Source organism: Curvibacter sp. T50 (assembly GCF_057219955.1).
In genome coordinates, this window is sequence record NZ_JBXVVU010000001.1 from 76,763 (window position 1) to 98,921 (window position 22,159).

Genomic DNA, 22,159 nt, shown 5'->3' on the forward strand with positions numbered 1-22,159 from the left:
CAGTGTGTTTCCGGTAAGCAAATGCGACGCAATGTAGTGGCAGACTGATTTTTGTCAGTCGTTTGCCGCTTTTTGTCAGAGTCGTCAGAAAGTGTAGAGCGGGCTGACAAGAAACGTTACTGCCAATTTGTCATGCGTGCCGCGTCCCGTACCCTGCAGATCTGCTCCGAGGAAGCACTCGCCGGGGCGGGTATTGCCTTGCAGGCCTGTATCGACCGGGTCATTGTGCTGCTGCGCGCCGAAGAGGCCGCAGCGCAGAAGATTGCAGTCCGCAATGAATTGGCGCTGGCCTGGCTGGCCCTGCAAAAAGGGCGTGACGAGTTGCGCCAGGCGTATGTGGATTCGTTGGGGCGTGTGCTGGAGCGGACACTGCGCAATCCGGCCAAGACCGGTTTCGGCGGTTCCGATTTCGGTGCTCTCGATGCACCCGTCAGCGCACCGGGCGAGTTGACCCTGGTCGGGCACCATCAGGTCGAAAAAGACTTGGCGGTGCGCCGCCTGCTGCAGCAGGTCGCGCCGCTGGTTGATGCGCAGGTCGGCGAACTGGACGGACTGGTCAGTGGCGCGCTGGGGCTGGACGGTATCGACCCGGAGCGCAATCCGTTCCGCCCTGAACTGTTTGTGCCGGTATTGCAGAGCCTGCTGGATGATCAGCCGCTGGACCCCGGCCTGCGGGCGCACTGGAGCCGCCATCTGGGCGGCGCGTTCGGGCGTGAGTTGGGCGCCGTGCTGACCCGCATCGCGGAGGTGTTGTCCGAACGGGGTGTCGAAGCGCCCGGATACCGCACCCGCCGTGCCGACGACAGCGGTATGGCGCGCCCATTCGACTCCGGTCGCGGCGGCGCAGTGGACGCCGGCCGGCAGGAAAGCGGCGGACTGCCAGGCGGCGTTTCCGCTGCCGCGGGCCATGGCGGTGATGGCGCGGGGGGCGAGGCGGCGCGGGGCGGCTCGGCATCGGCTGCCGCAACGGACCCCGCCCGTGCGATTGACCCGGTCCAGGGGTTCGGCCACTGGGTGCGCAATCTGCTGCAAGGGGCACTCGGGCATCTTCCGGGGCGGCTCGCGCCGGACTATCACCAGCGGGCGCAGGCTGAATATGAGCGCCTGCTGGACCACACCGAGCCGGCGGGCGATACCCGCGCGGGGGAGGTGCCGGACTACCGCGAACTGCCGCCGGTGAACCGGCCCGCCCGGGTGGTCAGCACACGTGATGAACTCGATCGCCATCGTTGGGGTCAACTGGCCCATGCCCGCGAGCGCGCCCTGGTCCGTGCCGACCTGCGCCAGCAGGTCAGCGATGTCGCCCAGGCCACCGCACTGGAGTGTGTCCATCGTCTGGTCGATCAGGTCGGGCAGGATGAGCGCTTGCTTGCACCGGTGCGCGAGGCGATGGTGGCGCTGGAGCCTTCGCTGGTTCGCCTGGCGATGGCCGATCCGCAGTTTCTGGCCGACACACAGCATCCGGGTCGGCAGATGCTGGAACGCATTGCCCAGCGCAGTCTGCGTTACAACGACGAATACGGCGCCGCGTTTGCCGATTTCATGTTGCCGGTCTCCCAGGCCATTGCCCGACTTTCGGAGCAGCCGGTCGAATCGGCTCAGCCCATTGCCCGCTGCCTGGAGGGGCTGGAGCAGGGGTGGGCCGAGGAGGATGAAGCCGAAAACCGGCGCCGCTTGCGCGCCCAGGCGGCCGTGCAGTTTGCCGAGGAGCGCCAGCGTCTGGCCGACTCCATCGCCTTTGAACTGAGTCAGCGCACCGACCTGGCGGGCGTTCCCGGCCCGGTGCTGGATTTCCTGTACGAGCGCTGGGCGCTGGTGATGGCCCACGCGCGCCTGATTGACGAGCGCGGGCTGATGGACCCGGGCGGCTATGGGGTGCTGGTTTCCTCCCTGCTGTGGAGCGCCAAGCGTGAATTCACACTGCGCCAGCCCGGTCAGTTGATCGAGATGATTCCGTCCTTGCTGGGGAAGATCAATGAAGGACTGGACCTGATCGGTGCAGATACCCTGGAGCGGACCAGCTTCCTGGATCAGCTGATGGAGTTGCACAAGCCGGTCCTGGACCTGACCCGGCGGCGGGGTCGGCGCGAACCGGGCTCCCATCCTCCCCCCGCAGCCCCGGCGGAATCCGTGGTGCCGCCCCGCGTAACGCCCGGTATCCCCGGGACGCCCTGGCTGTCGGCGGCAGAGCGCGAGGTCGCCGGTTTCAGCCCGGAACCGGACAGTGCGGGCGTTCCGCTCGACTCGGTCGGTTCCCCGGCGCCTTCCCCGGTGACGGTGGCCCATGCCGGGGCACCGGATTCCGCGCCTGCCTCGCTTGACCTCCCGGCGGCGGGCGTGTCCGATCCTTTGGCCCCCCCCGAAATCGCTGATCCCCAGGGGCAGGTGCTCGCGGCGATGCGCACCGGCGACTGGGTTGACCTCCAGATGGGCGGCGAGTGGTTGCGGGCGCAGTTGCAATGGCGAAGCGAGAAAGCCAGCCTTTTCCTGTTTGTCAGCCATGGGGGGCGCGCGCACACCATGACCCGGCGCAGTTGCCTGCGCCTGCTGTCGTCTGGCCGGCTGCGCGGTGTCCGCAGTGGCCCGGTGGTGGAGACGGCTCTGGACGCTGTTCTGGCGCAGGCCGAAGCCGCGCCCTGAGTGATGGGCCGGCGACCTGCCCGCCGGCGCAGCCGCCATGGGCCGCCCTCTGCCCGGCCTTCAGTCGTCGTGGGCCGTGGAGTCGGCGGGGGCACCCTGCATGACCAGCTTGTCGCGAACCCTCTTGTACAGCAACTCGATGGTTTGTATCTCGGGTCGGGGGCTCGTCGCGGTCCATTCGAGCTCAAAGCGCACTACCGTACCGTTCAGTTCGGTGCTCAGCTGTGCGGGTTCTCCCAGCCGTGACCGCAACAAGGCACGGGCCTGTTTCGAATCGCGGCCGGGCAGGAGAAGGGCATACTCGTTGGAGCCCACCCGTGCAGCGATGGCTGCGCCACCGGAACGGGCGGCAATGACGCGCAACGTGCGCCCCATCAGCCGAACGGCAGCCTGGCGACCCAAGAGTCGCTCCGCGCCGGCGCGGTCACGGTAGCGTACCAGGGCGATGGCGATCGGCTCTTCGCTGCGCACATGCTGTGACATCAGGTCGCGCCCGTTGGCCAGCAAGCCGGCTGCGTTGTAAAGGCCCGAAGATTCATCACTGAGGCTGGCTTCGATCTGGGCCACGCTCTGATGCACCGGGCGGGCCAGGATCATCGACACGATCGGCCAGACCAGCACGATTCCCAACGATGCCAGGGCAGATTGGAGGCTGGCTCCCGAAATGCCCAGCAAGGCGGTTGTCGCGCCGAATTGCAACAGGCAGATCAGCAGGATGGCAATGGCCCAGCGCCGCTCGGCGATGAGCGCATAGCCGGCGGCCAGCACCACCGGCCAGAAGCGAAAGAGGCTGTGCGATGCGGCGCCGTCCAGCGACAGTTGCACGGCCGTCAGTCCCACCAGCAGAATGCTGGCGCGCAGCATCATCATGGCGGTGTGCTGGGCCGGGTACTGCCGGCACCAGCCTCCGATCGCCAAAGCCAGCAGGGCCAGAACCCAGGGTGCGTACTGGCCGGGAAGCTCCAGGGTGGCGACCCAGGCGGTCGAAAGGGCCAGCCCCCAGGCAATCACGTATTCCTGCCGGCGGATGCGCAATGGAACACGGGTGTGCCGTTCGGCGGCGGCGAGTACCTCGCTGCTCACGGCGGCCGGAGTCAGCCCGCGTTGCAGTTTGGCCCACCCGGACATGGCCGGCGTACTCGCCCGGCGGATTTTTTTCTTGTCGTCGCTCATGGAGGGCGCAAGTGTACCGGGCCGTGGTACCGGGCCGTGGGGCGGGCCGGCCGCCCGCGGCCAGCATCCGACCGGGCGTCAGTTGAGGCGCTGGCGAAGCTCGCGCTTGAGCAGCTTGCCGCTGGGGTTCTTGGGCAGGCTGTCGGCAAACACCACGCGCTTGGGCGCCTTGAAGCCGGCCATGTGGGTCGTGCAGTGGGTGATCACCTCGTCCTCGGTCAGGGTCTGCCCGGCCTTCACCACGATCACCGCGGTCACGGCTTCGACCCACTTCGGATCCGGCAGGCCGATCACCGCGACTTCGCTGACCTGTGGCAGGCGGTAGATCATCTCTTCGACCTCGCGGCTGGCGACGTTTTCGCCGCCGGTCTTGATCATGTCCTTCTTGCGGTCCACCACGCTGATGTAGCCCTCGGCATCGATGGTGGCCAGGTCGCCGCTGTGGAACCAGTCGCCGCTGAAGGCGGCCGCCGTCTTGTCAGGATCGTTGAAATAGCCCAGCATCAGGTGGGGCGACCGGTGCACGATCTCGCCCACCTCGCCCACGGCCACTTCCTGCATGGCATCGTTCACCACCCGGGTTTCGACATTGATCACCGCCTTGCCGCAGGAGCCGGGTTTGCGCAGCTGGTCCTGCGGGCCGAGCATGGTGGCCAGCGGCGCGATTTCGGTCTGGCCGTACAGGTTCCACAGCCGCACCCTGGGCAGCCGCGCTGCCAGCTCCTGCAGCACCGCCACCGGCATGATCGAGGCGCCGTAATACCCCTTGGCCAGCGCCGACAGGTCGGTGGTGTCGAACTGCGGCGAACGCAGCAGCGCAATCCAGACCGTGGGCGGGGCGAAGAAGCTGGTGATGCGGTGGCGGCTCATCAGCGCCAGCAGGTGGTCCGGCACCGGTTTGCCGGTGATGACGTTGGTCGAGCCGATGTAGATGGCGGGCCCGAAGAACACATCCAGCTGGGCGCAGTGGTACAGCGGCAGCGCGTGCAGCGCCAGGTCGCTCTCGGCGATTTCGGCGTTGATCACGCAGCTGACGTACTGCCACAGCACGGCGTCGTGCGTCAGCATCGCGCCTTTGGGCATGGATTCGGTGCCGCTGGTGTAGACGATCTGGGCCAGGTCGGTGCTGGTCAGTGTGATCTCGGGCAGGGGCTCGGTGCAGGCGGCCAGTTCGTCGAACCGGGCCATGCCGGAGGCCGGCTCGCTGGGGTCCTCGGAGGGCAGCCAGACGAAATCTTGCACGGCGGTGTCCAGGGCGGCGGCCGCACGGGCGAGGTCCCCCAGGCCGCTGTCGGTGGCCAGCGTGCGGGCGCCCGCATGGCGCAGGATGTAGGCCACTTCGTCGGCCTTGAGCATGAAGTTGATCGGCACCAGCACCGCACCCAGCCGGGCCAGCGCAAAACGCAGCGCGGCAAACCCGTGCGAATTGCGGGCCAGCACCGCCACGCGGTCGCCCTGGCGCACGCCGCGCCCGGCCAGGCCCGCCGCCAGGCGCGTGACCAGGGCGTCAAACTCGGCATAGGACCAGGAGGTGTCGCCACAGACGATGGCGGTCTTGGCCGGCAGGCGCAGCGCGGTGCGGCGCAAGGCGTCGGCGATGGTCTGGCGGCGGACGATGGGGTGCATGGCGGTTTCTCTGCGATCAAAAGCGGCTGTTTTAGCGTGAAGCGGGGCGGACGTGAACACACGGTTTCACCGATAGCCGGGCTGCGACGGTTTTCAGGCAAACAGGGATTCGAACCCGTCGATGGGTTCAAAGCGTTGCGCGCGAAAACGCAGCCGTGTCGGGCCGGGCAGGGCGCGTTCGGCCACCGGGTGGCGCGGGTCGCCGGGGTAGCACAGGATGCGGTCCTCGCCCTGGGTGAACGAGGCGGGCTGGATCACCGGCGGGCGGCGCGCGCGGGCCGCGCCCAGCACACTGTCCACCCGCTGGTGGCGCGCCAGGTGCGCCAGGCTCATGATCTGCGGCGCTGCCATGGTGATCAGGCCGTCGCGGTACTGCTCCAGCGCGGTGCGCGGCGGCAGCCACACGCTGTGGGTGGTTTCAAAGTTGTCGTGGCGGGCGGTCTGGTCGGACGGAACCGCGGCGACAAAAAAGCGCGTGTCGAAGCGCTTGTTCATCATGGTCGGCACGTGCGGCGTCACCCAGCGCGACCACGGGGCCACGTCGCGGGTGCGAAGGCGCAGGCCCATGGCCGCCAGCAGCGCTGCAAAGGACTGGCCGCCGCGCAGCCGGGCCGCGGCGGCGTCGGCGTCCACCGCCGATGCCGTGTAAGCGTCTTCCGCAAACAGGATGCCCGACTCTTCGAACGCCTCGCGCAGCGCCGCCACGTAGAGACTGGCCGCGGTGGTGGCGTCCAGCTCCGGCTCGCCCAGCGCCTGGTGCAGCGCGTCCGGGGCCTGGTCCAGGTGGGCGGCCATGTCCAGCCGCGCGTCGTCTGCGTCCAGCTTGCCGCCAGGGAAGACGTAGGCACCGCCCAGCACGTCGGATTCGCCGTGGCGGCGCATCAGGAACACCTCCAGCCCGCCGGGGGCGTCGCGCAGAAGGACCACGGTGGCGGCGGGGCGCGCGGGCGGGGGCGACGAGGGTGATTCCGTAGCGACCATGGTGGACATGATGGGCGGCGTCCTTGCGGTAAATTGCGGTAGGTATCCTGTGCTTCAGGCTACCAGAATAAAGGCTGAAGGCTCCCACCCGCAGTTGCGCGGGACCTCGGAGAAAGGACAGGGTCATGAAGCATGCTCGTTGGCTGCCCTCCCGGCGCGGCGTATTGGCCCTGCTGGCGGGCGGGGCTTTGGTGTCCTGCGGGCGCAAACGCGCCAGGGCGCGCCCGGTGCCGAAGGGCGCCTTGGTGATCGCGCTGGGCGATTCGCTGACCTTTGGCACCGGCGCCACCCCCGACACCGCGTATCCGGCCGAACTGGCCCGCCTGACCGGCTGGGAGGTGGTCAACGCCGGCGTGCCGGGCGACACCGCCGCCCAGGCGCGTGAGCGCCTGCCCGCGCTGCTGGACACCGCCGGGGCACAGTTGCTGATCCTGAGTATTGGTGGCAACGACTTCCTGCGCCGCCTGCCCGAGGCCGAGACCCGCGCCCACATCGAAGCCCTCTGCGACACCGCCCTGGCCCGTGGCCTGCAGGTGATGCTGCTGGCCGTGCCGCGGCCCTCGCTGTCCGCCGCCATCGGCTCGCTGACCGACCACCCGATGTACGCCGACATCGCTGCCGCGCGCGCGGTGGTGCTGCAGCGCGAAGGCTGGTCCGAGGTGCTGGCCGACGCCGAGCTGCGCTCGGACGCGATCCATGCCAACGCGCGCGGTTACGCCCAGCAGGCGCGCAACATCGTGGCCACCGCCCGCGCGGCCGGGCTGCTGCCACTGTCCTGACTCCTTCCACCTCACGAGACCACCCCCATGTCCACCATCGCACCGCCGGCCAATCCCGAAGCCGATCCGCGCGTCAAAGCCGTTTTTGACGACATCCGCGCCACCCGCCGCACCGATTTCATCAACAACATGTGGCGTTACCTGGCGTTCGATCCGACGCTGCTGGAGCAGACCTGGGCCGAGGTCAAACGCGTCATGGCCACGCCGTCGGCCATCGATCCGCTGACCAAGGAGATGGTCTACATCACGGCGTCCATCCTGAACGGCTGCAGCTACTGTGTGCATTCCCACACCGCCGCCGCCACCGCCAAGGGCATGACGGCGGCCCAGCACGCCGAACTGCTGTCCATCATTGCCCTGGCCGCCAAGACCAACCAGCTCGCCACCGGCCTGCAGGTGCCGGTGGACGCGGCGTTCGAGCGCGGTTGATCGGCAAATCGCTGCTGAGCGGCCAGTTGACGGCGTTAAAAAAGATAGCAAACAACGACCATTTCACGCTGGGTAAACAGCAAAAAAGGTGAGGAAACGGCGTGCTGCGGCACTGCCGCCGGAAAGCCAGCCGCCCATCCCCCTTTGCACTCCCCTTCGTTTGAACACGCGGCCAGATCGGCTGTTCAGGCTCCCTCTTTCGCCCCGGCGGGGGCGAGAGAGGGCGGGGGGAGAGAGGGGGGAAAGTGAGGAAGCCGCCGGGAAGGCAATTCCACCCGTTCAGCGTGAAATGGGCCTTTCCCCGATCCATGCCGCGCTGATTCCACCCCCTATCCCCCCCGCCCCTTTCCACCCTCGCCAGGGCGGAAAGGGGAGCCGAACAGCCGATCTGGCCTTGTCATTGAACAAGGGGGAGTGCACGCGCCAAGGGCGGCAGAGGAAGCGCGCTACTGCATCAATAGCAAACCATCACCTCTCCATGCTGGGTATCGGCTGTTTTGGGCCGGAATTTCGGCGATGGCGGTGTTGGCGGCGGTGGTGAGCGTTCTTGCTCCGCCCGGGACTGCTCGCCTACGCCCCCGGCCCGGCCAGCGTCACGTCGTCGTCCGCAACCGCCACACAGGCCAGAAAACAGCCATCGGCCTTTTCGTCGGCCGACAGGCCGGGCCAGGGGATGGTGTGGCGCACCCGGCCCGCGGCCAGGCGGCCGATGCAGGTGCGGCAGGTGCCGTTTCGGCACGAGGCCGGCCAGGGCAGGCCGGCGGCTTCCAGCGCGGCGAGCACGGTCTGGCCGGGCGCGAGCGTCAGGTCCGGGTGGCCAGGCCAGTGCAGCAGGGGCGGGGCAGGGTTGTCCGAGGCGGGGCCGTCACAATCGGGGGCTTTCATGCCTGCAACATACCGCAGGCGGCAGGACGAAGCGCAACAACAAGGCGGACGATGGCGATTCAGTGGTTTCCCGGGCACATGCACCTCACACGCAAGGCGATTGCCGAGCGGGTGAAAGAGATCGACGTGGTGATCGAGATGCTCGACGCCCGCCTGCCGGGCTCCAGCGCCAACCCGCTGCTGACCGAGCTGACGGCGGGCCGGCCCACGCTCAAGATTCTCAGCAAGCAGGATCTGGCGGACCCGGCGCGCACCGAGGCTTGGCTGGCGCACTACAACGCCCGGCCCGGCACCCGCGCCATCGCGCTGGAGGCGGGCGCGGCCACGCCGGTGAAGGCGCTGATCGCGGCCTGCAAGGCACTGGCGCCCGGACGCGGCGGGCTGGCCAAACCGATGCGGGTGCTGATCTGCGGCATCCCGAACGTGGGCAAGTCCACGCTGATCAACGCGCTGGTGGGCCGCAAGGTGGCCAAGACGGGTGACGAAGCCGGCATCACCAAGATGGAGCAGCGCCTGACGCTGGCGGATGACTTCTACCTGTACGACACCCCCGGCATGTTGTGGCCGCGCATCGCCGTGCCGCAAAGCGGCTTTCGCCTCGCGGCCAGCGGCGCCATCGGCCGCAACGCCTACGACGATGACCTGGTCGCGCTGGAGCTGCTCGATTACCTGCGCCAGCACTACCCGGCCGGTCTGCAGGCGCGCTTCAAACTGCCGCTGACGCCCGAGGCGATTGCCGCGCTCAAGGACGACGCCTTGCTCGAAGCCATCGGGCAGCGCCGCGGCGCCCTGCTGGGCAAAGGCCGGGTGAACCTGCAAAAGGCCGCCGAAATCGTGATGACGGACTACCGCGCGGGCGAGATCGGCCGCATCACGCTGGAGACGCCGGAGGAATTTGCCGCCTGGACCGAAGCCGGCCAGCGCGCCGACGCCGAGCGCGCGGCGAAGAAAGAGGCGCGGGCGCGGCGGGGCAAGCCGGGGGGCAAGGGGCCGGTCGCTGACGGCGAACCGGTCGAATAAGCCCTTCTACGGGCTCCGTGCCAAGCAAGTCGGTCGCTGACGGGGCGATGCGGCGCAATGACCCCGGCGCCGTCCTGCGTAGGTCTGCCCGTTTGGCAGGCAGTGTGAAGAAAATCCTGTCGAATCAAGCACTTGGCGCAGCCTTACCGTGCTGGCCCGTACTTTTCCACACCCTTGTCCACGGCCAGGCGGGATAACCGCTGGGTCATTCCACCTCGCCGCCGAAGCGCTCGATCAGGTTGTCGATGTAACGCTCGATCAGTTGTTCGAACTCGACATTGACCACCGGTTCGACCAAGGGTTTCATCAGCGCGGGCAGATCCACGGTGATCTCGGCTTCGATATCGAGACGAATCGCCGTGGACCCCCGCTTGCCCTTGATGGCCCAGCTGCCGCCCACCAGGGCATTGCCTATGCCTTCGACCGGTGTCCAGATCACCGAGCCTTTGGCGCGGTTGCTCGCATACCGGCTCGCATAGATCGTCTGGATATGAATCTGTTCGGTGCCCACCTTGGCCATGTCCCAGCGGTAGACGCCGCTGCCCAGGTCGGTGAGCTGCTCCACTTTGGGAAAGTGGCTGGCCGACAGCGGCACGTCGGCGAGCACGGCAAAGACATCGGCCGCTTTGGCGCGGACCTCGAATTCGTAGCCCAGGTCGACGGGGACAGTGATGGACATGGGGTATTCCTTTTGCGGCGTTGCTGGCCGCGACTGTAATGGCTGCGGCGATAGGATACCGAGGGTAAACCCGAGTTGTGTCGCTTGGGCGACGAAGTGACAATCAAAAAAGCACGAGCGTTCGTTTTTGATCGGGTGGTATCGACCGGTCTTGCCGTGTTCCCATTTACGACCCGAGGAGACCGACATGTTCCACCGCCTTTCACCCGTCACTAACCGCACGACCCGTCGCCTGTTGGCCGCAACCGCCTTGTTGGCTGGTGTGGCAGGTGCCTTGCACGCCACCAACTATTCGTTGTGGATCAACGGTCGCACCGGCGGCGGACAGCCCGGCAACCATGCCGACTTCACCTATTGGGGACCATCCGGCACCGCCGGCGGAGTGAACAAAAAATCGGTCAACTGGGATGGTTTCAACCGCGTTGCCGACCAGAACTATCGCATTCGCGACGCGCTCGATTGTTATTGCACCGGCAACAACTGGTGCTACATCGCCGCCCACAGTGCCGGCAACTTGCAGATCGGGTACGCCCTGTCCTTGTACGGCGGCACGGCGCGCCAGAAGAAAAACGCCACTCCCAACGCCAGTGGTGTCTGCGGCAACACCGACGGCACCACCCAGACCGGCTGGAACATCAAGTGGGTGAACGTGGCCGCGGGTGCGGGTGGCGGCAGTGAACTGGCCAACGTGGGCAGCTGGGCAGTGTCCGATCCGCTTACCTCCGACCTCAAGACCGCAACGGCCCGTGCCATGTACGACCACAACCAGACCCGGGCCAAATGGTTCTATATGTATGCCGGGGCTGCCGGCACACTTTACTCGGCCGTGTTGCCGGGGCAGGATGACGAGGCCGTGGCCTATCACTCGGCCGGGGGGGTGTCGGGCAGTGGTGGAGCGGGCTTCTGCAACCCGTCCGACTGGTTCTGCAACGACCTGACCCTGGGGACGGCCGCCAACGAGGGCGGACGCGCCAAATGGTCTTTCCACTCGGTGGTTTTCCGCGATGACACCGAATCGTTCAACCACTACACCAACGGCAACTGGGGTGGTGTGGTGTCCAAGGTGCGCGCCGACATGGCGGCCAATGCCAACTGATCGCCTTCGCCGGGCGGCATCGGTTTGACGCGCGCGAACACCTGGCTTTTGGGCGGCGCCGTGGCGCTGCTCCTGGGAGCCAGTGCCGCCTTCCTGCTGGCGGACGCCGGTGCGGTTGACACGTCGGGCAAGGCAGCCTCTGGCGCTGCTGGCTCCAGCGGGGCAGCGGCCGGCGCTGCGGCGACGGCGGGCGGACCGGGCGGATCGGGGCCCCGGGGTGGTCCCGCTGCGCCCTTCAGTGCCGAAGGGCAATTGCAACGGCAGGCGCAACTGGCCATGTGGCAAGGCCGCTATGAGCGGGCCGAGCAGGTCTACCTCGCCTACCGCGACGCGACGCGGTATCCGCATGATTCCCGCCCGATCGCGGAGCACCCCGATCAGGTTCGGCCGTTTGCGCCGGTGGCCGAAGAAGTGTCCTTGCGCAAGCCCAATGGCGAACCGGTGCGGGGCGTGCGCCTGCGCACCACCCAGGAACGGGTTTTCCTCAGTGGCGCCGAGACCGTGCGCTTTACCGTCGAAGGGGTCAATGAAGAGGGACGCGCCATGCCGCTGCTGGTTACCCGGGCTGCGGCGCAATCGGTGCCGGACACCCGAACACCGGTCCCCCTGATCTCGGCCGGGCTGACTTTTGTCGACAACGGCTCCGGCGCCGACCAGCAAGCCGGTGACGGTGTGCATTCGGCGCAACTGAGCCCTTCGCAGCAAGGTTTCAGCGCCTACGCGGGCACCATCCGCGTACTCGCGCAGGTCACGGCGGGCGGCGAGTCGGGTGTCGCGCATTTCGACGTGATCTACACACCGGGTGTGCCAGCCACCTGGGCGGGTTTCCGGGAGGCGGTCGAAAACGGTTCACTCAACTTTTACCTCAAAGTCAATGTCAGCCGCCCGGGCCGCTATGTCGCATCCGCCCGGGTGGATGACGCGAATGGCAACCCATTTGCGCTGCTGCAGTTCAATGAAGAGGTTGCAGCCGGACCTCAGGAGTTCCGGCTGCAGGTCTTCGGCGCGCTGCTGCGCGACAAGGCCCCGGTCTTTCCGCTGGGACTGCGGGACGTTGAAGGTTTCCTGCTGTTGCCCGACCAGTTCCCCGACCGGGTCATGATGGCCCGGCAGGTTGGCACCGTCTACCGCAGCGCGTCCTATGCGCTGAGTCGCTTCTCGACCGACGAATGGCGCAGTGAGGAAAGAGACCGACACCTGGCTGAATACGCCAGGGACGCCGAGGCGGCCAAGACGCAGGTGCAGCGACTGCAGGGCCGCTGATGGTCTGCGCGAACGGGTCAGGCCATCGAATGCAGTCCGATCGTGTTGCCTTCGGTGTCGCCGACGATGGCGATGAAGCCGTAGGGACCGATGCTCATTTTGGGCTGGAACACCTGCCCGCCGTGCTCGGCAGCACGCGCGGCCTCCACTGCGCAGTCCGCACAGGAAAAGTACACCAGGGTGCCGCCAGCGCCGGGTTTCATCATGTCATCGCACACCAAAGCACCCGCCGACCCCATGCCTTCGGGGTTCATGCTGAATGCACACATCTTCATGGGGGGGCTCCCCGGCGGTGCGGCCAAGTCTTCCATAGGCCGCTGAAAGACCGCGGCATAGAATTTTTTTGCGCGTTCGAAGTCGGCAACATAGATCTCAAACCAGCCGACTGCGTTGGATGCAGAACTCATGGGAGCCTCCTGACAGATACCGGCCACGTTGCCGGTCGCAGGCAGTGTAGGGCGACGTCCTTCCAGGGGCAAGCGACGCGGCGAAATTGGGCGGCGGGCCGGGGCGCGTACCATAGTGGCCGAACGATGGCTTGACGAGGAGAACCGATGACAGAGCCACAGAAGGCCAGCACAGACTGGCGCGAGCAGAGCGGTGCCGACGATGAGGCTCGGTACGCCGGGTATGGCCGGCAGTTTGCGCAGTTGCAAGCACGCAAATCCCGAAAATGGGGTGTCGGGCGCGCATTGCACCGCAAGCAGCTCACCGCAGCGCGTGGCACCCTCACGGTGGGCAATGGCCTGCCAGAGTGGGCGGCGCAAGGTTTGTTCTCCCATTCCGGTTCTTACGAAACTTGGGTTCGGCTGTCCAATGGCGGCATGGACCGCGCCAGTGACCGCATTCCGGACATCCGGGGTTTGGGCCTGCGGGTATTGGGCGTGCGCGGCGAGTCGGCGCTCGGCGGACCGGCGGTGGCGCAATGCTTTACCTTGATCAACCATGAGGCCTTTGCCTTTGCGCGCAGCGATGAATTTGTGGACTTCGCGATGGCCGCCAGTGAAGGTGGCGGCGCGTTGTTGCGGTATCTGGTCCGACGATACGGCCTTTTCGGCGGCAGCGCACGGATGCTGCAGCTGGCCAAGACGGTAGGGAAGGCTTTCGGCGGTTTTGCCACGGAGCCGCTGTTCAGTGCGGTTCCCATGGCCAACGGTCCTTACGCGGTGCGGGTTCGGCTCCTGCCCGACGCGGCCAATGGCGAGCATCGGGCCGGCGCCGCGGCTGACTGGGGCGGGGATTTTGCCGCCCGCCTGGCGGCAGGCCCGTTGCAATGGGACCTGCAGTTGCAACCCTTCGTGAGCGAAAACCTCACCCCGATCGAAGACGCGTCGGTCAACTGGCCCACACCGTATCGGACGGTGGCGCGACTGACCCTGCCGCGCCAGAACACCGCCTCCGAAGAAGGCCGCCAACTGCTGGCGGACGCCGAAGCCGCCGTGTTCGACCCGTGGCAAGCCCTGGCCGCGCACCGGCCGCTGGGCGATGTGCAGCGAGCCCGCAAGGTGGTCTACTTCGAAAGTCAGAAGGGCCGTGGCGCGGCCTGAACCCGATCGAAAGCCGGTGAGTCCCGCGCCGGTGGCCGCATGGGCCTACGATGGCGGCATGAACGCACCAACCGCCCTCTCCGCCGCTCCCCGCCTCGACGTCCTGCCCCGCGACCTGTCGGCCTACCGCGCCGGCAACACCGGTGTGCCCTATGTGCACCGGTTCGAGTCCGGCCGGCCGGGGCCGAACCTGCTGGTCAACGCGCTGACCCATGGCAACGAGTTCTGCGGCATGGTCGCGGCCTGTGACCTGCTCGACCGCGGCGTGCGCCCGCGCATCGGCTCACTCACCGTCAGTTTTGCCAACGTGGCGGCCTACGAGAGCTTTGATGCGGCACGCCCCTTCGACAGCCGCCAGCTGGTGCACAACCTCAACCGCGTCTGGTCCCCCGAATGGCTGGACGGGCCCGACGACAGCCCCGAGCTGCGCCGCGCGCGTGAACTGCGTCCCGTGGTCGCCGCGGCCGATGTGCTGCTCGACCTGCACTCCACCAGCCAGGACGTGGTGCCGTTCTGGGTCTATCCCGGTTTTGCCCGCAACGGCGCGCTGGCGCAGGCCGTGGGCCTGCCGGCGGTGCATCTGGTGATGCCGGGCGGCCTGGGGTCGGGCACGCCGGTGATCCAGTTCGGCCCTTTCGGCGAACCGGACGGCACCGGCATCGGCCTGGTGGCCGAATGCGGCCAGCATTTCCTGCAGGCCACGGCCGACACCGCCCGGGCCGTCACGCAACGCTTTCTGGCGCAGCTGGGCCTGATCGACGCCGACCCCGCCTGGGCAGCGCCCGCGCCGCCGCGCCGCTACGAGCTGCTGCGCACGGTGGTCATCCGCACGCCGGACTTCGCCTTCACCCGCCCGAGCATCGGCTTTGAAACCTTTGCCGAGGGCGAGCTGATCGCCACCGACGGGCCGGACGAGATTCGCGCCCCGTGCGCGAACTGCACCATCCTCATGCCCGCGCGGGTGGTGGTGCCCGGGCGCGAAGGCGTGTATCTCGCCCGGCCGCTCGACTGACGGCCGCCGCGCCTGCCGCCATGTGCACCAACTACACCCCCAGCGCCCGCGACCGCCTGCGCGCCGCGCGGCTGGGCGTGGACCACCTGCCGCCGCAGGACTGGCCGGCCGAGGTGTTTCCCGGCTTTGAGGCGCCCATCGTGGTGCGCGCCGGCGCGGCCGGCGACACGGCCCGTGGCGTGCGCTGTGATCTGGCCCGCTTCGGCCTGGTGCCGCACTGGGCGGCCGACGCGGCCAAGGCGCGCGCGCTGTCGCGCCACACGCTGAACGCCCGCAGCGAAACCGCCGCCCTCAAGCCCAGCTTCCGGGGCGCCTGGCGCCAGCGCCACTTTGCGCTGGTGCCGATGGAAGCGTTTTTCGAACCCTGCTGGGAAGACGCCGCCGCGCACGGTGGGCGCAGCGTGCGTTGGCGCATGGCGGCGGCCGACGGCGAACTGCTCACGGCCGCCGGCCTGTGGGACCGCTGGACCGACCCGGCCAGCGGCGAAATCGTCACCAGTTTCACGCTGCTCACCGTCAACGCCGACGGCCACGCCGTGATGGGGCGCATGCACCGCCCCGGTGACGAAAAGCGCATGCCGGTGTTCATCCCGCCCGCCGACCGCAGCGCCTGGCTGCATGCCAGCGCCGACGACGCCCACCACTGGATGCGTGCGTTGCCGGCCGCAGAGCTGTCCGCCGCGCCCGCGCCGCTGCCGCCACGCCCCACCCGGGCGCCGCGCGCCGCACAGCGGCAGACCGCGCCGCCCAAGGCTCCGCCCGCGCCCGACACCCCCGACCTGTTCGGCCCCTGAAACCCTTTGCAAAGCCCACCGCCATGTCCCGCCTGCCGCCCCTGCCGCCCGACACCACGCCCGAGCTCAAGGCCCACTTCGACTTCTTCCTCGGCACCCTGGGCTTCACGCCCAACAGCGTGCTGACCATGCAGCGCCGCCCGCGCCTGGTGCAGGCTTTTGCGCAGCTCAATGCCGCGGTGATGGACCCGGCCGGTGAGGTGGACCTGGGGTTTCGCCGCCTGATCGGCCACATCGCCAGCCATGCCGCCGGCTGCCACTACTGCGAGGCCCACACGCTGCTGGGGGCACAGAATTTCGGGGTCAGCGAAGCCAAGCTGGCGGACATCTGGGCTTACGCCCACAGCCCGCACTACAGCGAGGCCGAGCGGGTGGCGCTCGATTTCGCCCTGGCCGCCGCCAGTGTCCCCAACGCGGTGACGGACGAACTGTTCGCGCGCCTGCGCAGCCACTGGAGCGAGGGGCAGATCGTCGAAATCCTCGGTGTGGTGGCGATGTTCGGTTTCCTGAACCGATGGAACGACAGCATGGCCACGCCGCTGGAGGCCGTGCCGCGCGCGGTGGCGGACAAGGCGGTCGGCGCCCAGGGCTGGACGCCCGGCCACCACGCCTGAATCACGCGGCGCTCAAGCCGGCTGGTCGAGCCAGGCGCCCACGCGGTGGTGAAAATCGTCGGGCTGGTCCAGCATCACCCAGTGGCCGGTGCGCATCGGCACCACCGCGCTGCCGGCCTGGGCGGCCAGGCGCTCCAGCCACGCGGGCGACTGGAACTGGAACGGCTTGCGTTTGCCGTAGAAATACAGCACCGGACAGGCCGGCCGCACCGGCGCCAGGCCGCGCAAACCGCCCTTGAGCCCGAACCAGGCCATGGCATAGGGGTAGTTCATCATCCACGACACCTGTTGCGACGGTGCGGGGCAGCGCATGGCCCGCGCCATCCACCGCGTCATGCGGTTGCCCAGCCCGGCGCTGAGCCGCCCGATCTGCCAGGCCAGCGCCAGCCAGACCTGGTAGGCCAGCACCATCAGCTTGGCTTTCACGGGCAGCGCGCGCGCCAGCGCACCGGAGTTGTGGTCGCCAATGTCCACCGCCACGATGCGGGCCACGCGGCCAGGGTGGCGCATGGCGTATTCGTAGCCGAAGACACAGCCCCAGTCGTGCTGCAACAGCGTCACCGGCTGGTCGGGACTTACCGCATCGGCCACGGCGGCGATCAGCGCCGTCATGTCCGCCACGGACGTCGGGCGTGGCGGCAAGCCCGGGTCAAAGCCGGGCAGCGTGAAGCGCACGCAGCGGTGCCGATCCTGCAGCGCCGCCACGGTGGCGTCCCACAGCCGGTGGGTGTCAGGCCAGCCGTGCAGCATCAGGACGGTGGACGGCCCCGTGCCGTCCAGATGGATGTCGATGCCCTGGACGGGTCGCTGCGTGCGGAACGGCGTGGTCACGGAGAAGCCTTTCAGTGCGGGTTCAATGGCGCATCGTACGAATGCTCGCAACGCGGCGACCAACGCAAGGCCGCTTTATCCTTGTTATGGCTGATACCCAGCGTAAAAAGGTCATTTCTCGCTACGAAAAACAGACCGTTTGGCGGAATCTGCGCGCAGCCCCTGCACCAGGCCGCCCGCCGCAATGCCGGCCAGTGCCCACAGCAGGCTCCCGTTGCCGGCGCCCAGGCCGGCGATGGCCGGGCCGGGGCAGACACCGCACAGGCCCCAGCCGATGCCGAACAGCGCCGCGCCGGTGGCGGTGTCACGGTTCCAGGCGCTGGGGTGTTGGCCGAAGCTGCCGCCCAGCAGCGGTCGGGTCATCAGGCGCGGCGCGAGGGTGTAGGCCACCAGCGTCACCACCACGGCGCCGCCCATCACCAGCATCAGGCCCCAGTCCTGAAAGCGCAGGAAGCTCAGCACCACCTCCGGCCGGATCATGGTGGACAGCGACAGGCCGAAGCCGAACAGGGCGCCGGCGACCAGCACGACGAGCAATTTCGCTGCGCTCATTTGGAAACCTCCGTGCTGCGCACTGCGGTGCGAGCTTGCTTGGGGCGGCCCGGCGCGGCGCTCATGCCATCCACCGTGCGGTCAGGTTGGCGGTGAGGAAGGCAGTGGCCATGAAGGTCAGCACCGCCAGCAGCGAGGGCCATTGCATCGAGCCCAGCCCGCAGATGCCGTGGCCGGAGGTGCAGCCGTTGCCCAGGCGGGCGCCGTAGCCCACCAGAAAACCGCCCGCCACCAGCTGCCACACCGGCACTGCCGTGGTTTCGGGCACACCGCCCCCGAAGGCCAGCCACCACACCAGCGCGCCCAGCACCAGCCCGGCCGCGTACACCAGGCGCCAGGTGCGCGAGGCGGTGAAGCGCTCTTGCTGGAAGAACGGCCGCCGCACCACAAACGACCAGGTGGAGGAAAACACCGTGCTCATGCCGCCGATCAGGCCGGTGAACACAAACAGCAGCGCCACACCGGCGCCGATCAGCAGGCCGCCCAGCAGGTAGTGCTGCCAGCCCAGGGGGAAAAGGGAAAGGGTCAAGTCCATGCCGGTGATTATCCCGGCAGGGCCGATCAGGACTTGATGTAGGCCTCCAGCTGCTCGATGGTGGCCTCCTGGTCGGCGATGATGTCGTCCAGGATGTCCCGGATCGACAGCATGCCCACCGGCTGGTCACCATCGACCACCGGCAAGTGCCGGATGCGGCGGCTGCTCATCAGCGCCATGCATTCGCGCGAGCGAGACCGCGGGCTGACGACCACCACATCCCGGGTCATGATGTCCGACACCCGGATATCGCGCGAGTTCTTGCCCTGCAGCGCCACCTTGCGGGTGTAGTCGCGTTCCGAAACGATGCCGGCCAGACGGCCGCCATCGACCACCAGCAAGGCGCCGACTTCGTGTTCGGCCAGCACCTGCAGGGCTTCGAACACGGTGGCATCGGGGGTGATGGTACGCAGGGGGTGGCTATGGAGCTTGAGCAGATCGGCGACGGATTTCATGGTGATTCCTCGGGTACGGTGGCGGCGTCTGAGCGGGAAATGGGTCTCTGGTGGATTCAGGTGCCGTTGCCTGCCATGGTACGGCCTTTGGGCCCTGACGAAACAACGGGGCAACCCGATTGTGGCGTCCATGCCGCAATGGCCCTCGGGCCTGGCAGCGCCAGGGGATGCCGCTGTGGCGTGGCTGTTCCGGCTGCGCCGCGCAATCGCAGCGTCAGGCGGAAGCCACGTCCGACAAGGTGTAGCTGACCATCTCGCTTTCAATCCGGCCGAAGAACTCGTCGGCTTCGTCCTCGTCGTCGGTGGTGGACCAGGTGTCCTCGGGGTCGGTGGCAAACAGCGGCTCCACCGCGATGTCCAGATACCGGCCGTCGGGCAGCTTGAGCACCGGTGTGCCTTCCGAGGTGTCGACCACGGCCCAGTCGTCGGGCACGGTCAGCTCCAGCTGCAGCGTGATGGTGAGTTTTTTCATGGGGTTTCCGTCGGGGGTGAGGTTTCTGGGGTCTTTTCGATCATACCCAGCGTGAAAAGGTGCTTGTTTGCTATTGAATCAGGATTTTTCGATCACCCGCTGCCACACCAGCAGCAGGTTGTTGGCCGGCATGGCGTGGCGCTCGGCCAGGACCAGGCCGGCACGGGCGGCTTCGGCGACCACGTCTTCGCGCCGGCGCAGTCCCCAGGCGGGGTTTTCGGCGCGCAGGCTGGCGTCGAACGCGCGGTTGCCCTCGCTGGTCGGCACGCCGTCTTCCAGATACGGCCCGTAGGTGACCAGCCGCCCGCCCGGTGCCAGGTGCCGCGCCGCGCCCGCCATCAGGCCGGCGCAGCAGGCCCAGGGGGCGATGTGCAGCATGTTGGCGTTGTAGACCAGGTCAAACCGTGGCGGCGGGTCCAGATCGGGAAACCAGGCCTGGGCCGTCACGTCCAGCCGCCGCGGCGGCGCCACGTTGGCCACGCCGGCCCGCGCCACCCAGGCGGCGATGCTGGCAAAGCCGCGGTCCTGCCAGTCGGTCGGCTGCCAGTGCCAGCCGGGCAGGGCAGCGCCAAACCAGGCCACATGCTGGCCGGTGCCCGACGACACCTCCAGCGCACGCCCCTGCGCGGGCAGCCGTGCCCGCAGCACGGCGGCAATCGGCGCGCGGTTGCGCTCGGCGGCGGGACTGAAGGCGGGTTCGAAGTTGGATGGATCGGCTGGGTCGGACATGGGGCGGGGCGGATCGGGTGGTGGCGCTCAGGCCGGATGATGACGGATCGGCACCGCACGCGGGCGCTTGCGTACCATGGCGTCATGAACGCCCCCGCCTGACCGGTGTCGGGGATCGGGGGCCGGAGATCTGGATCTTTTCAGCCCTTTCCCATCGTCAAAAGGTCATTGTCTGCTATGAAAACAGGAATTGATACCCTCCGCCACAACGCCAACACCGCTGTGCCGCTGGATGTCGCGCCCGAGGTCCACGCCGCGCTGGACGCCCGCCGCCCGGTGGTGGCGCTGGAGTCGACCATCATTTCCCACGGCATGCCCTGGCCGCAGAACGTGGCGACCGCGTTGCACGTCGAGGCCGAGGTGCGCGCCCATGGGGCGGTGCCGGCCACGGTCGCCGTGCTGGACGGCCGGCTGAAGGCGGGGCTGTCCGACGCCGACATTGAACGCCTGGGTCGCGCCGGCCCGGCCGTGCCCAAGCTCAGCCGGCGCGACCTGGCGCTGGCCCTGGCGCGTGGCCAGACCGGCGCCACCACGGTGGCGGCGACCATGATCGTGGCGGCCCGGGCGGGCATCCGGGTGTTTGCCACCGGCGGCATCGGTGGTGTGCACCGCGGCGCGGGCGAGAGCTTCGACATCTCGGCCGACCTGCTGGAGCTCGCGCACACGCCGGTGGCGGTGGTGTGTGCGGGCGTGAAGTCGATCCTGGACATCGGCCTGACGCTGGAAGTGCTGGAAACCCAGGGTGTGCCGGTGATCGGCTACGGCACCGACCGGCTGCCCGCGTTTTTCGCCCGCGACAGCGGCTTTGGCGTCGACGCGCGGCTGGACACACCCGCGCAGGTGGCGCAGGTGCTGCAGGCCCAGTGGGCCCTGGGCCTGGCGGGCGTGCTGATCGCCCAGCCGGTGCCCGAGGCGCACGCGCTCCCGCGCGAGCGGGTGGACGCCGCCATCGCAGCGGCGCTGGCCGACGCATCGGCGCAGGGCGTCACCGGCAAGGCGGTCACGCCGTTCGTGCTGGCGCGGGTGAATGAGCTGACGGGCGGCAACAGCCTGGCCGCGAACATCGCGCTGATCCTGAACAACGCCCGGCTGGCGGCGGCGGTGGCGGGCGAACTGGCGCGGCTCGCTGGCTGATGGCTACAGGCCGCGCATCCAGGCCGGGCGCAGCGGGGCGGCCTGCGGTGCGGCGATGGCGGCGCGCACCTGGGCCAGCAGGCGGTCTTTTTCGGCACCCAGCGTGCCCTTGAGCACCAGCCAGTTGGAGGCGTGGTCGCTGCGGAACACGGTGCGGCGCAGCTCCAGCGCCTGCAGAAAGGTCTCCATCTCGCGGAACAGCGCGGGCAGGTCCAGCGGCTCCCATTCGGGGAAGTTGGCCCGAAAACGTGCCTCGCCCTGCGGAAAACTCACCACCAGCGTCGCCAGGAACTCCGGCTGCGTGGCATTGGCCAGCCGGGCGGACTGCTCGGCGTGCGCGCGTGACAGCGTCGGCCCGCCCAGGCCGTTGAGCAGCATCACCGAGCGGGTGATGCCGGCGGAGCCCAGCTTGTCCAGCGCGTCGCGGGTGCTTTCGAAGGTCTCTCCCTTGTTCACCTTGCGCAGCACCTCGTCGTCGCCGGACTCCGCGCCCACATAGGCCAGCGACAGGCCGGCCTCGCGCAGCGCGGTCAGGTCGGCCACCGATTTGCCGCGCACGTTGCGCGGCAGGCAGTAGCTGGAGATACGCCGCACGCCCGGCAGGTGGGTGCGGATGGCGTCCAGCACCGTCATCAGGCGCCGGGTGGACAGCACCATCGCGTCGCCATCCCCCAGGAAGACGCGCTGCACGCGGCTGCCGTACAGCTCGCCCAGGCGGCGGATGGCGGTGAGCGTCTCGTCCTCGTCCCGCAGCGCGAATGTCTTCTGCGGCGCGGTGTACATCTCGCAGTAGGTGCAGCGGTTCCACGAGCAGCCGTTGGTGACGGGCAGGATCACCGAGTCCGCCTCGCTGGGCGGGCGGAACACCGGTTCGATGTAGCGGATGGGGAAGGTGGCGGCCATGGCAGTGGCC

General features: G+C 68.4%; 24 protein-coding genes. 11 read left to right on the plus strand and 13 right to left on the minus strand.

Going from position 1 to position 22,159, the window contains the following annotated elements; genetic code table 11:
* Positions 1-132: 132 nt before the first annotated feature.
* Entirely contained in the window at positions 133-2,640 is a 2,508-nt protein-coding gene (locus tag AC2EBU_RS00385; protein WP_484608410.1) for a DUF1631 family protein, read from the plus strand.
* A 60-nt stretch (positions 2,641-2,700) separates the two neighbouring features.
* Here the strand turns inward: AC2EBU_RS00385 and AC2EBU_RS00390 are convergent, their stop codons facing one another.
* The 3 genes from AC2EBU_RS00390 to AC2EBU_RS00400 form a co-directional block, all read right to left on the minus strand.
* Positions 2,701-3,813, minus strand: coding sequence for a hypothetical protein (locus tag AC2EBU_RS00390; protein ID WP_484608411.1), 1,113 nt, complete (start codon positions 3,811-3,813; stop codon positions 2,701-2,703).
* 78 nt (positions 3,814-3,891) lie between these two features.
* Positions 3,892-5,439 (minus strand): acyl-CoA synthetase, encoded by a 1,548-nt coding sequence (locus tag AC2EBU_RS00395; protein ID WP_484608412.1) that lies wholly within the window; start codon positions 5,437-5,439, stop codon positions 3,892-3,894.
* A 93-nt stretch (positions 5,440-5,532) separates the two neighbouring features.
* Positions 5,533-6,429, minus strand: coding sequence for an NUDIX hydrolase (locus AC2EBU_RS00400; protein ID WP_484608413.1), 897 nt, complete (start codon positions 6,427-6,429; stop codon positions 5,533-5,535).
* A 116-nt stretch (positions 6,430-6,545) separates the two neighbouring features.
* On the opposite strand from AC2EBU_RS00400, the gene AC2EBU_RS00405 reads away from it, so the two are divergent.
* Positions 6,546-7,199, plus strand: coding sequence for a GDSL-type esterase/lipase family protein (locus tag AC2EBU_RS00405; protein WP_484608414.1), 654 nt, complete (start codon positions 6,546-6,548; stop codon positions 7,197-7,199).
* Positions 7,200-7,226: 27 nt separating this feature from the next.
* Positions 7,227-7,628, plus strand: coding sequence for a carboxymuconolactone decarboxylase family protein (locus AC2EBU_RS00410; RefSeq protein ID WP_484608415.1), 402 nt, complete (start codon positions 7,227-7,229; stop codon positions 7,626-7,628).
* A 570-nt stretch (positions 7,629-8,198) separates the two neighbouring features.
* Here AC2EBU_RS00410 and AC2EBU_RS00415 read toward each other — a convergent pair.
* Positions 8,199-8,513, minus strand: a complete 315-nt coding sequence (locus AC2EBU_RS00415) for a 2Fe-2S iron-sulfur cluster-binding protein (RefSeq protein WP_484608416.1) — start codon at positions 8,511-8,513, stop codon at positions 8,199-8,201.
* A 51-nt stretch (positions 8,514-8,564) separates the two neighbouring features.
* On the opposite strand from AC2EBU_RS00415, the gene ylqF reads away from it, so the two are divergent.
* Positions 8,565-9,533: a ribosome biogenesis GTPase YlqF gene (gene ylqF, locus AC2EBU_RS00420; RefSeq protein ID WP_484608417.1), complete on the plus strand. Its 969-nt coding sequence runs from the start codon at positions 8,565-8,567 to the stop codon at positions 9,531-9,533.
* Between the two features lie 205 nt (positions 9,534-9,738).
* Here the strand turns inward: ylqF and AC2EBU_RS00425 are convergent, their stop codons facing one another.
* The gene (locus AC2EBU_RS00425) at positions 9,739-10,212 is read right to left on the minus strand and encodes an SRPBCC family protein (protein WP_484608418.1); all 474 of its coding nucleotides are present in this window, start codon (positions 10,210-10,212) and stop codon (positions 9,739-9,741) included.
* Positions 10,213-10,399: 187 nt separating this feature from the next.
* Between AC2EBU_RS00425 and AC2EBU_RS00430 the strand changes: the two genes are divergently transcribed.
* Both AC2EBU_RS00430 and AC2EBU_RS00435 read left to right on the plus strand, forming a co-directional pair.
* Positions 10,400-11,308, plus strand: coding sequence for a hypothetical protein (locus AC2EBU_RS00430; protein WP_484608419.1), 909 nt, complete (start codon positions 10,400-10,402; stop codon positions 11,306-11,308).
* A gap of 60 nt (positions 11,309-11,368) precedes the next feature.
* Positions 11,369-12,571, plus strand: a complete 1,203-nt coding sequence (locus AC2EBU_RS00435) for a hypothetical protein (protein WP_484608420.1) — start codon at positions 11,369-11,371, stop codon at positions 12,569-12,571.
* A 17-nt stretch (positions 12,572-12,588) separates the two neighbouring features.
* Here the strand turns inward: AC2EBU_RS00435 and AC2EBU_RS00440 are convergent, their stop codons facing one another.
* Positions 12,589-12,978: a VOC family protein gene (locus AC2EBU_RS00440; RefSeq protein ID WP_484608421.1), complete on the minus strand. Its 390-nt coding sequence runs from the start codon at positions 12,976-12,978 to the stop codon at positions 12,589-12,591.
* 147 nt (positions 12,979-13,125) lie between these two features.
* Here AC2EBU_RS00440 and AC2EBU_RS00445 point away from each other — a divergent pair, with 147 nt between their 5' ends.
* Genes AC2EBU_RS00445 through AC2EBU_RS00460 form a run of 4 tightly spaced genes read left to right on the plus strand, consistent with a single transcriptional unit; the run spans position 13,126 to position 16,538 of the window.
* Positions 13,126-14,118, plus strand: a complete 993-nt coding sequence (locus tag AC2EBU_RS00445; protein ID WP_484608422.1) for a catalase family protein — start codon at positions 13,126-13,128, stop codon at positions 14,116-14,118.
* Between the two features lie 58 nt (positions 14,119-14,176).
* On the plus strand, positions 14,177-15,130 hold the full coding sequence (locus tag AC2EBU_RS00450) for a M14 family metallopeptidase (protein WP_484608423.1): 954 nt from the start codon (positions 14,177-14,179) through the stop codon (positions 15,128-15,130).
* Positions 15,131-15,150: 20 nt separating this feature from the next.
* Positions 15,151-15,924 carry an SOS response-associated peptidase gene (locus tag AC2EBU_RS00455; RefSeq protein WP_484608424.1) on the plus strand — a complete coding sequence of 258 codons (774 nt, stop codon included), beginning with the start codon at positions 15,151-15,153 and terminating at the stop codon, positions 15,922-15,924.
* Positions 15,925-15,947: 23 nt separating this feature from the next.
* Entirely contained in the window at positions 15,948-16,538 is a 591-nt protein-coding gene (locus tag AC2EBU_RS00460) for a carboxymuconolactone decarboxylase family protein (RefSeq protein ID WP_484608425.1), read from the plus strand.
* 12 nt (positions 16,539-16,550) lie between these two features.
* On the opposite strand, the gene AC2EBU_RS00465 is transcribed toward AC2EBU_RS00460, so the two are convergent.
* From AC2EBU_RS00465 to AC2EBU_RS00490, 6 genes are all read right to left on the minus strand, one after another.
* Complete coding sequence (locus AC2EBU_RS00465) at positions 16,551-17,369, minus strand: alpha/beta fold hydrolase (RefSeq protein WP_484608426.1); 819 nt, start codon at positions 17,367-17,369, stop codon at positions 16,551-16,553.
* Between the two features lie 111 nt (positions 17,370-17,480).
* The gene (locus AC2EBU_RS00470; RefSeq protein ID WP_484608427.1) at positions 17,481-17,921 is read right to left on the minus strand and encodes a DUF6691 family protein; all 441 of its coding nucleotides are present in this window, start codon (positions 17,919-17,921) and stop codon (positions 17,481-17,483) included.
* A 61-nt stretch (positions 17,922-17,982) separates the two neighbouring features.
* Positions 17,983-18,456 carry a YeeE/YedE family protein gene (locus AC2EBU_RS00475; RefSeq protein ID WP_484608428.1) on the minus strand — a complete coding sequence of 158 codons (474 nt, stop codon included), beginning with the start codon at positions 18,454-18,456 and terminating at the stop codon, positions 17,983-17,985.
* A gap of 26 nt (positions 18,457-18,482) precedes the next feature.
* Complete coding sequence (locus AC2EBU_RS00480) at positions 18,483-18,911, minus strand: CBS domain-containing protein (RefSeq protein ID WP_484608429.1); 429 nt, start codon at positions 18,909-18,911, stop codon at positions 18,483-18,485.
* Positions 18,912-19,125: 214 nt separating this feature from the next.
* On the minus strand, positions 19,126-19,383 hold the full coding sequence (locus AC2EBU_RS00485; protein ID WP_484608430.1) for a hypothetical protein: 258 nt from the start codon (positions 19,381-19,383) through the stop codon (positions 19,126-19,128).
* Positions 19,384-19,461: 78 nt separating this feature from the next.
* The gene (locus AC2EBU_RS00490; RefSeq protein ID WP_484608431.1) at positions 19,462-20,112 is read right to left on the minus strand and encodes a DUF938 domain-containing protein; all 651 of its coding nucleotides are present in this window, start codon (positions 20,110-20,112) and stop codon (positions 19,462-19,464) included.
* 177 nt (positions 20,113-20,289) lie between these two features.
* Between AC2EBU_RS00490 and AC2EBU_RS00495 the strand changes: the two genes are divergently transcribed.
* Entirely contained in the window at positions 20,290-21,246 is a 957-nt protein-coding gene (locus tag AC2EBU_RS00495) for a pseudouridine-5'-phosphate glycosidase (protein ID WP_484608432.1), read from the plus strand.
* 3 nt (positions 21,247-21,249) lie between these two features.
* Here the strand turns inward: AC2EBU_RS00495 and AC2EBU_RS00500 are convergent, their stop codons facing one another.
* Positions 21,250-22,149, minus strand: coding sequence for a radical SAM protein (locus tag AC2EBU_RS00500; protein ID WP_484608433.1), 900 nt, complete (start codon positions 22,147-22,149; stop codon positions 21,250-21,252).
* Positions 22,150-22,159 lie beyond the last annotated feature (10 nt).

What these genes read in the sequence shown, in the direction of transcription:
- AC2EBU_RS00475 (WP_484608428.1), bottom strand. Translation starts at nt 18,456, where the DNA reads ATGGACTTGACCCTTTCCCTTTTCCCCCTGGGCTGGCAGCACTACCTG.
- AC2EBU_RS00485 (WP_484608430.1), bottom strand. Translation starts at nt 19,383, where the DNA reads ATGAAAAAACTCACCATCACGCTGCAGCTGGAGCTGACCGTGCCCGAC.
- AC2EBU_RS00455 (WP_484608424.1), top strand. Translation starts at nt 15,151, where the DNA reads ATGTGCACCAACTACACCCCCAGCGCCCGCGACCGCCTGCGCGCCGCG.
- AC2EBU_RS00470 (WP_484608427.1), bottom strand. Translation starts at nt 17,921, where the DNA reads ATGAGCGCAGCGAAATTGCTCGTCGTGCTGGTCGCCGGCGCCCTGTTC.
- AC2EBU_RS00415 (WP_484608416.1), bottom strand. Translation starts at nt 8,513, where the DNA reads ATGAAAGCCCCCGATTGTGACGGCCCCGCCTCGGACAACCCTGCCCCG.
- AC2EBU_RS00395 (WP_484608412.1), bottom strand. Translation starts at nt 5,439, where the DNA reads ATGCACCCCATCGTCCGCCGCCAGACCATCGCCGACGCCTTGCGCCGC.
- AC2EBU_RS00495 (WP_484608432.1), top strand. Translation starts at nt 20,290, where the DNA reads ATGAAAACAGGAATTGATACCCTCCGCCACAACGCCAACACCGCTGTG.
- AC2EBU_RS00480 (WP_484608429.1), bottom strand. Translation starts at nt 18,911, where the DNA reads ATGAAATCCGTCGCCGATCTGCTCAAGCTCCATAGCCACCCCCTGCGT.
- AC2EBU_RS00490 (WP_484608431.1), bottom strand. Translation starts at nt 20,112, where the DNA reads ATGTCCGACCCAGCCGATCCATCCAACTTCGAACCCGCCTTCAGTCCC.
- AC2EBU_RS00450 (WP_484608423.1), top strand. Translation starts at nt 14,177, where the DNA reads ATGAACGCACCAACCGCCCTCTCCGCCGCTCCCCGCCTCGACGTCCTG.
- AC2EBU_RS00405 (WP_484608414.1), top strand. Translation starts at nt 6,546, where the DNA reads ATGAAGCATGCTCGTTGGCTGCCCTCCCGGCGCGGCGTATTGGCCCTG.
- AC2EBU_RS00445 (WP_484608422.1), top strand. Translation starts at nt 13,126, where the DNA reads ATGACAGAGCCACAGAAGGCCAGCACAGACTGGCGCGAGCAGAGCGGT.
- AC2EBU_RS00390 (WP_484608411.1), bottom strand. Translation starts at nt 3,813, where the DNA reads ATGAGCGACGACAAGAAAAAAATCCGCCGGGCGAGTACGCCGGCCATG.
- AC2EBU_RS00460 (WP_484608425.1), top strand. Translation starts at nt 15,948, where the DNA reads ATGTCCCGCCTGCCGCCCCTGCCGCCCGACACCACGCCCGAGCTCAAG.
- AC2EBU_RS00500 (WP_484608433.1), bottom strand. Translation starts at nt 22,149, where the DNA reads ATGGCCGCCACCTTCCCCATCCGCTACATCGAACCGGTGTTCCGCCCG.
- AC2EBU_RS00440 (WP_484608421.1), bottom strand. Translation starts at nt 12,978, where the DNA reads ATGAGTTCTGCATCCAACGCAGTCGGCTGGTTTGAGATCTATGTTGCC.
- AC2EBU_RS00425 (WP_484608418.1), bottom strand. Translation starts at nt 10,212, where the DNA reads ATGTCCATCACTGTCCCCGTCGACCTGGGCTACGAATTCGAGGTCCGC.
- AC2EBU_RS00400 (WP_484608413.1), bottom strand. Translation starts at nt 6,429, where the DNA reads ATGTCCACCATGGTCGCTACGGAATCACCCTCGTCGCCCCCGCCCGCG.
- AC2EBU_RS00430 (WP_484608419.1), top strand. Translation starts at nt 10,400, where the DNA reads ATGTTCCACCGCCTTTCACCCGTCACTAACCGCACGACCCGTCGCCTG.
- AC2EBU_RS00410 (WP_484608415.1), top strand. Translation starts at nt 7,227, where the DNA reads ATGTCCACCATCGCACCGCCGGCCAATCCCGAAGCCGATCCGCGCGTC.
- ylqF (WP_484608417.1), top strand. Translation starts at nt 8,565, where the DNA reads ATGGCGATTCAGTGGTTTCCCGGGCACATGCACCTCACACGCAAGGCG.
- AC2EBU_RS00385 (WP_484608410.1), top strand. Translation starts at nt 133, where the DNA reads ATGCGTGCCGCGTCCCGTACCCTGCAGATCTGCTCCGAGGAAGCACTC.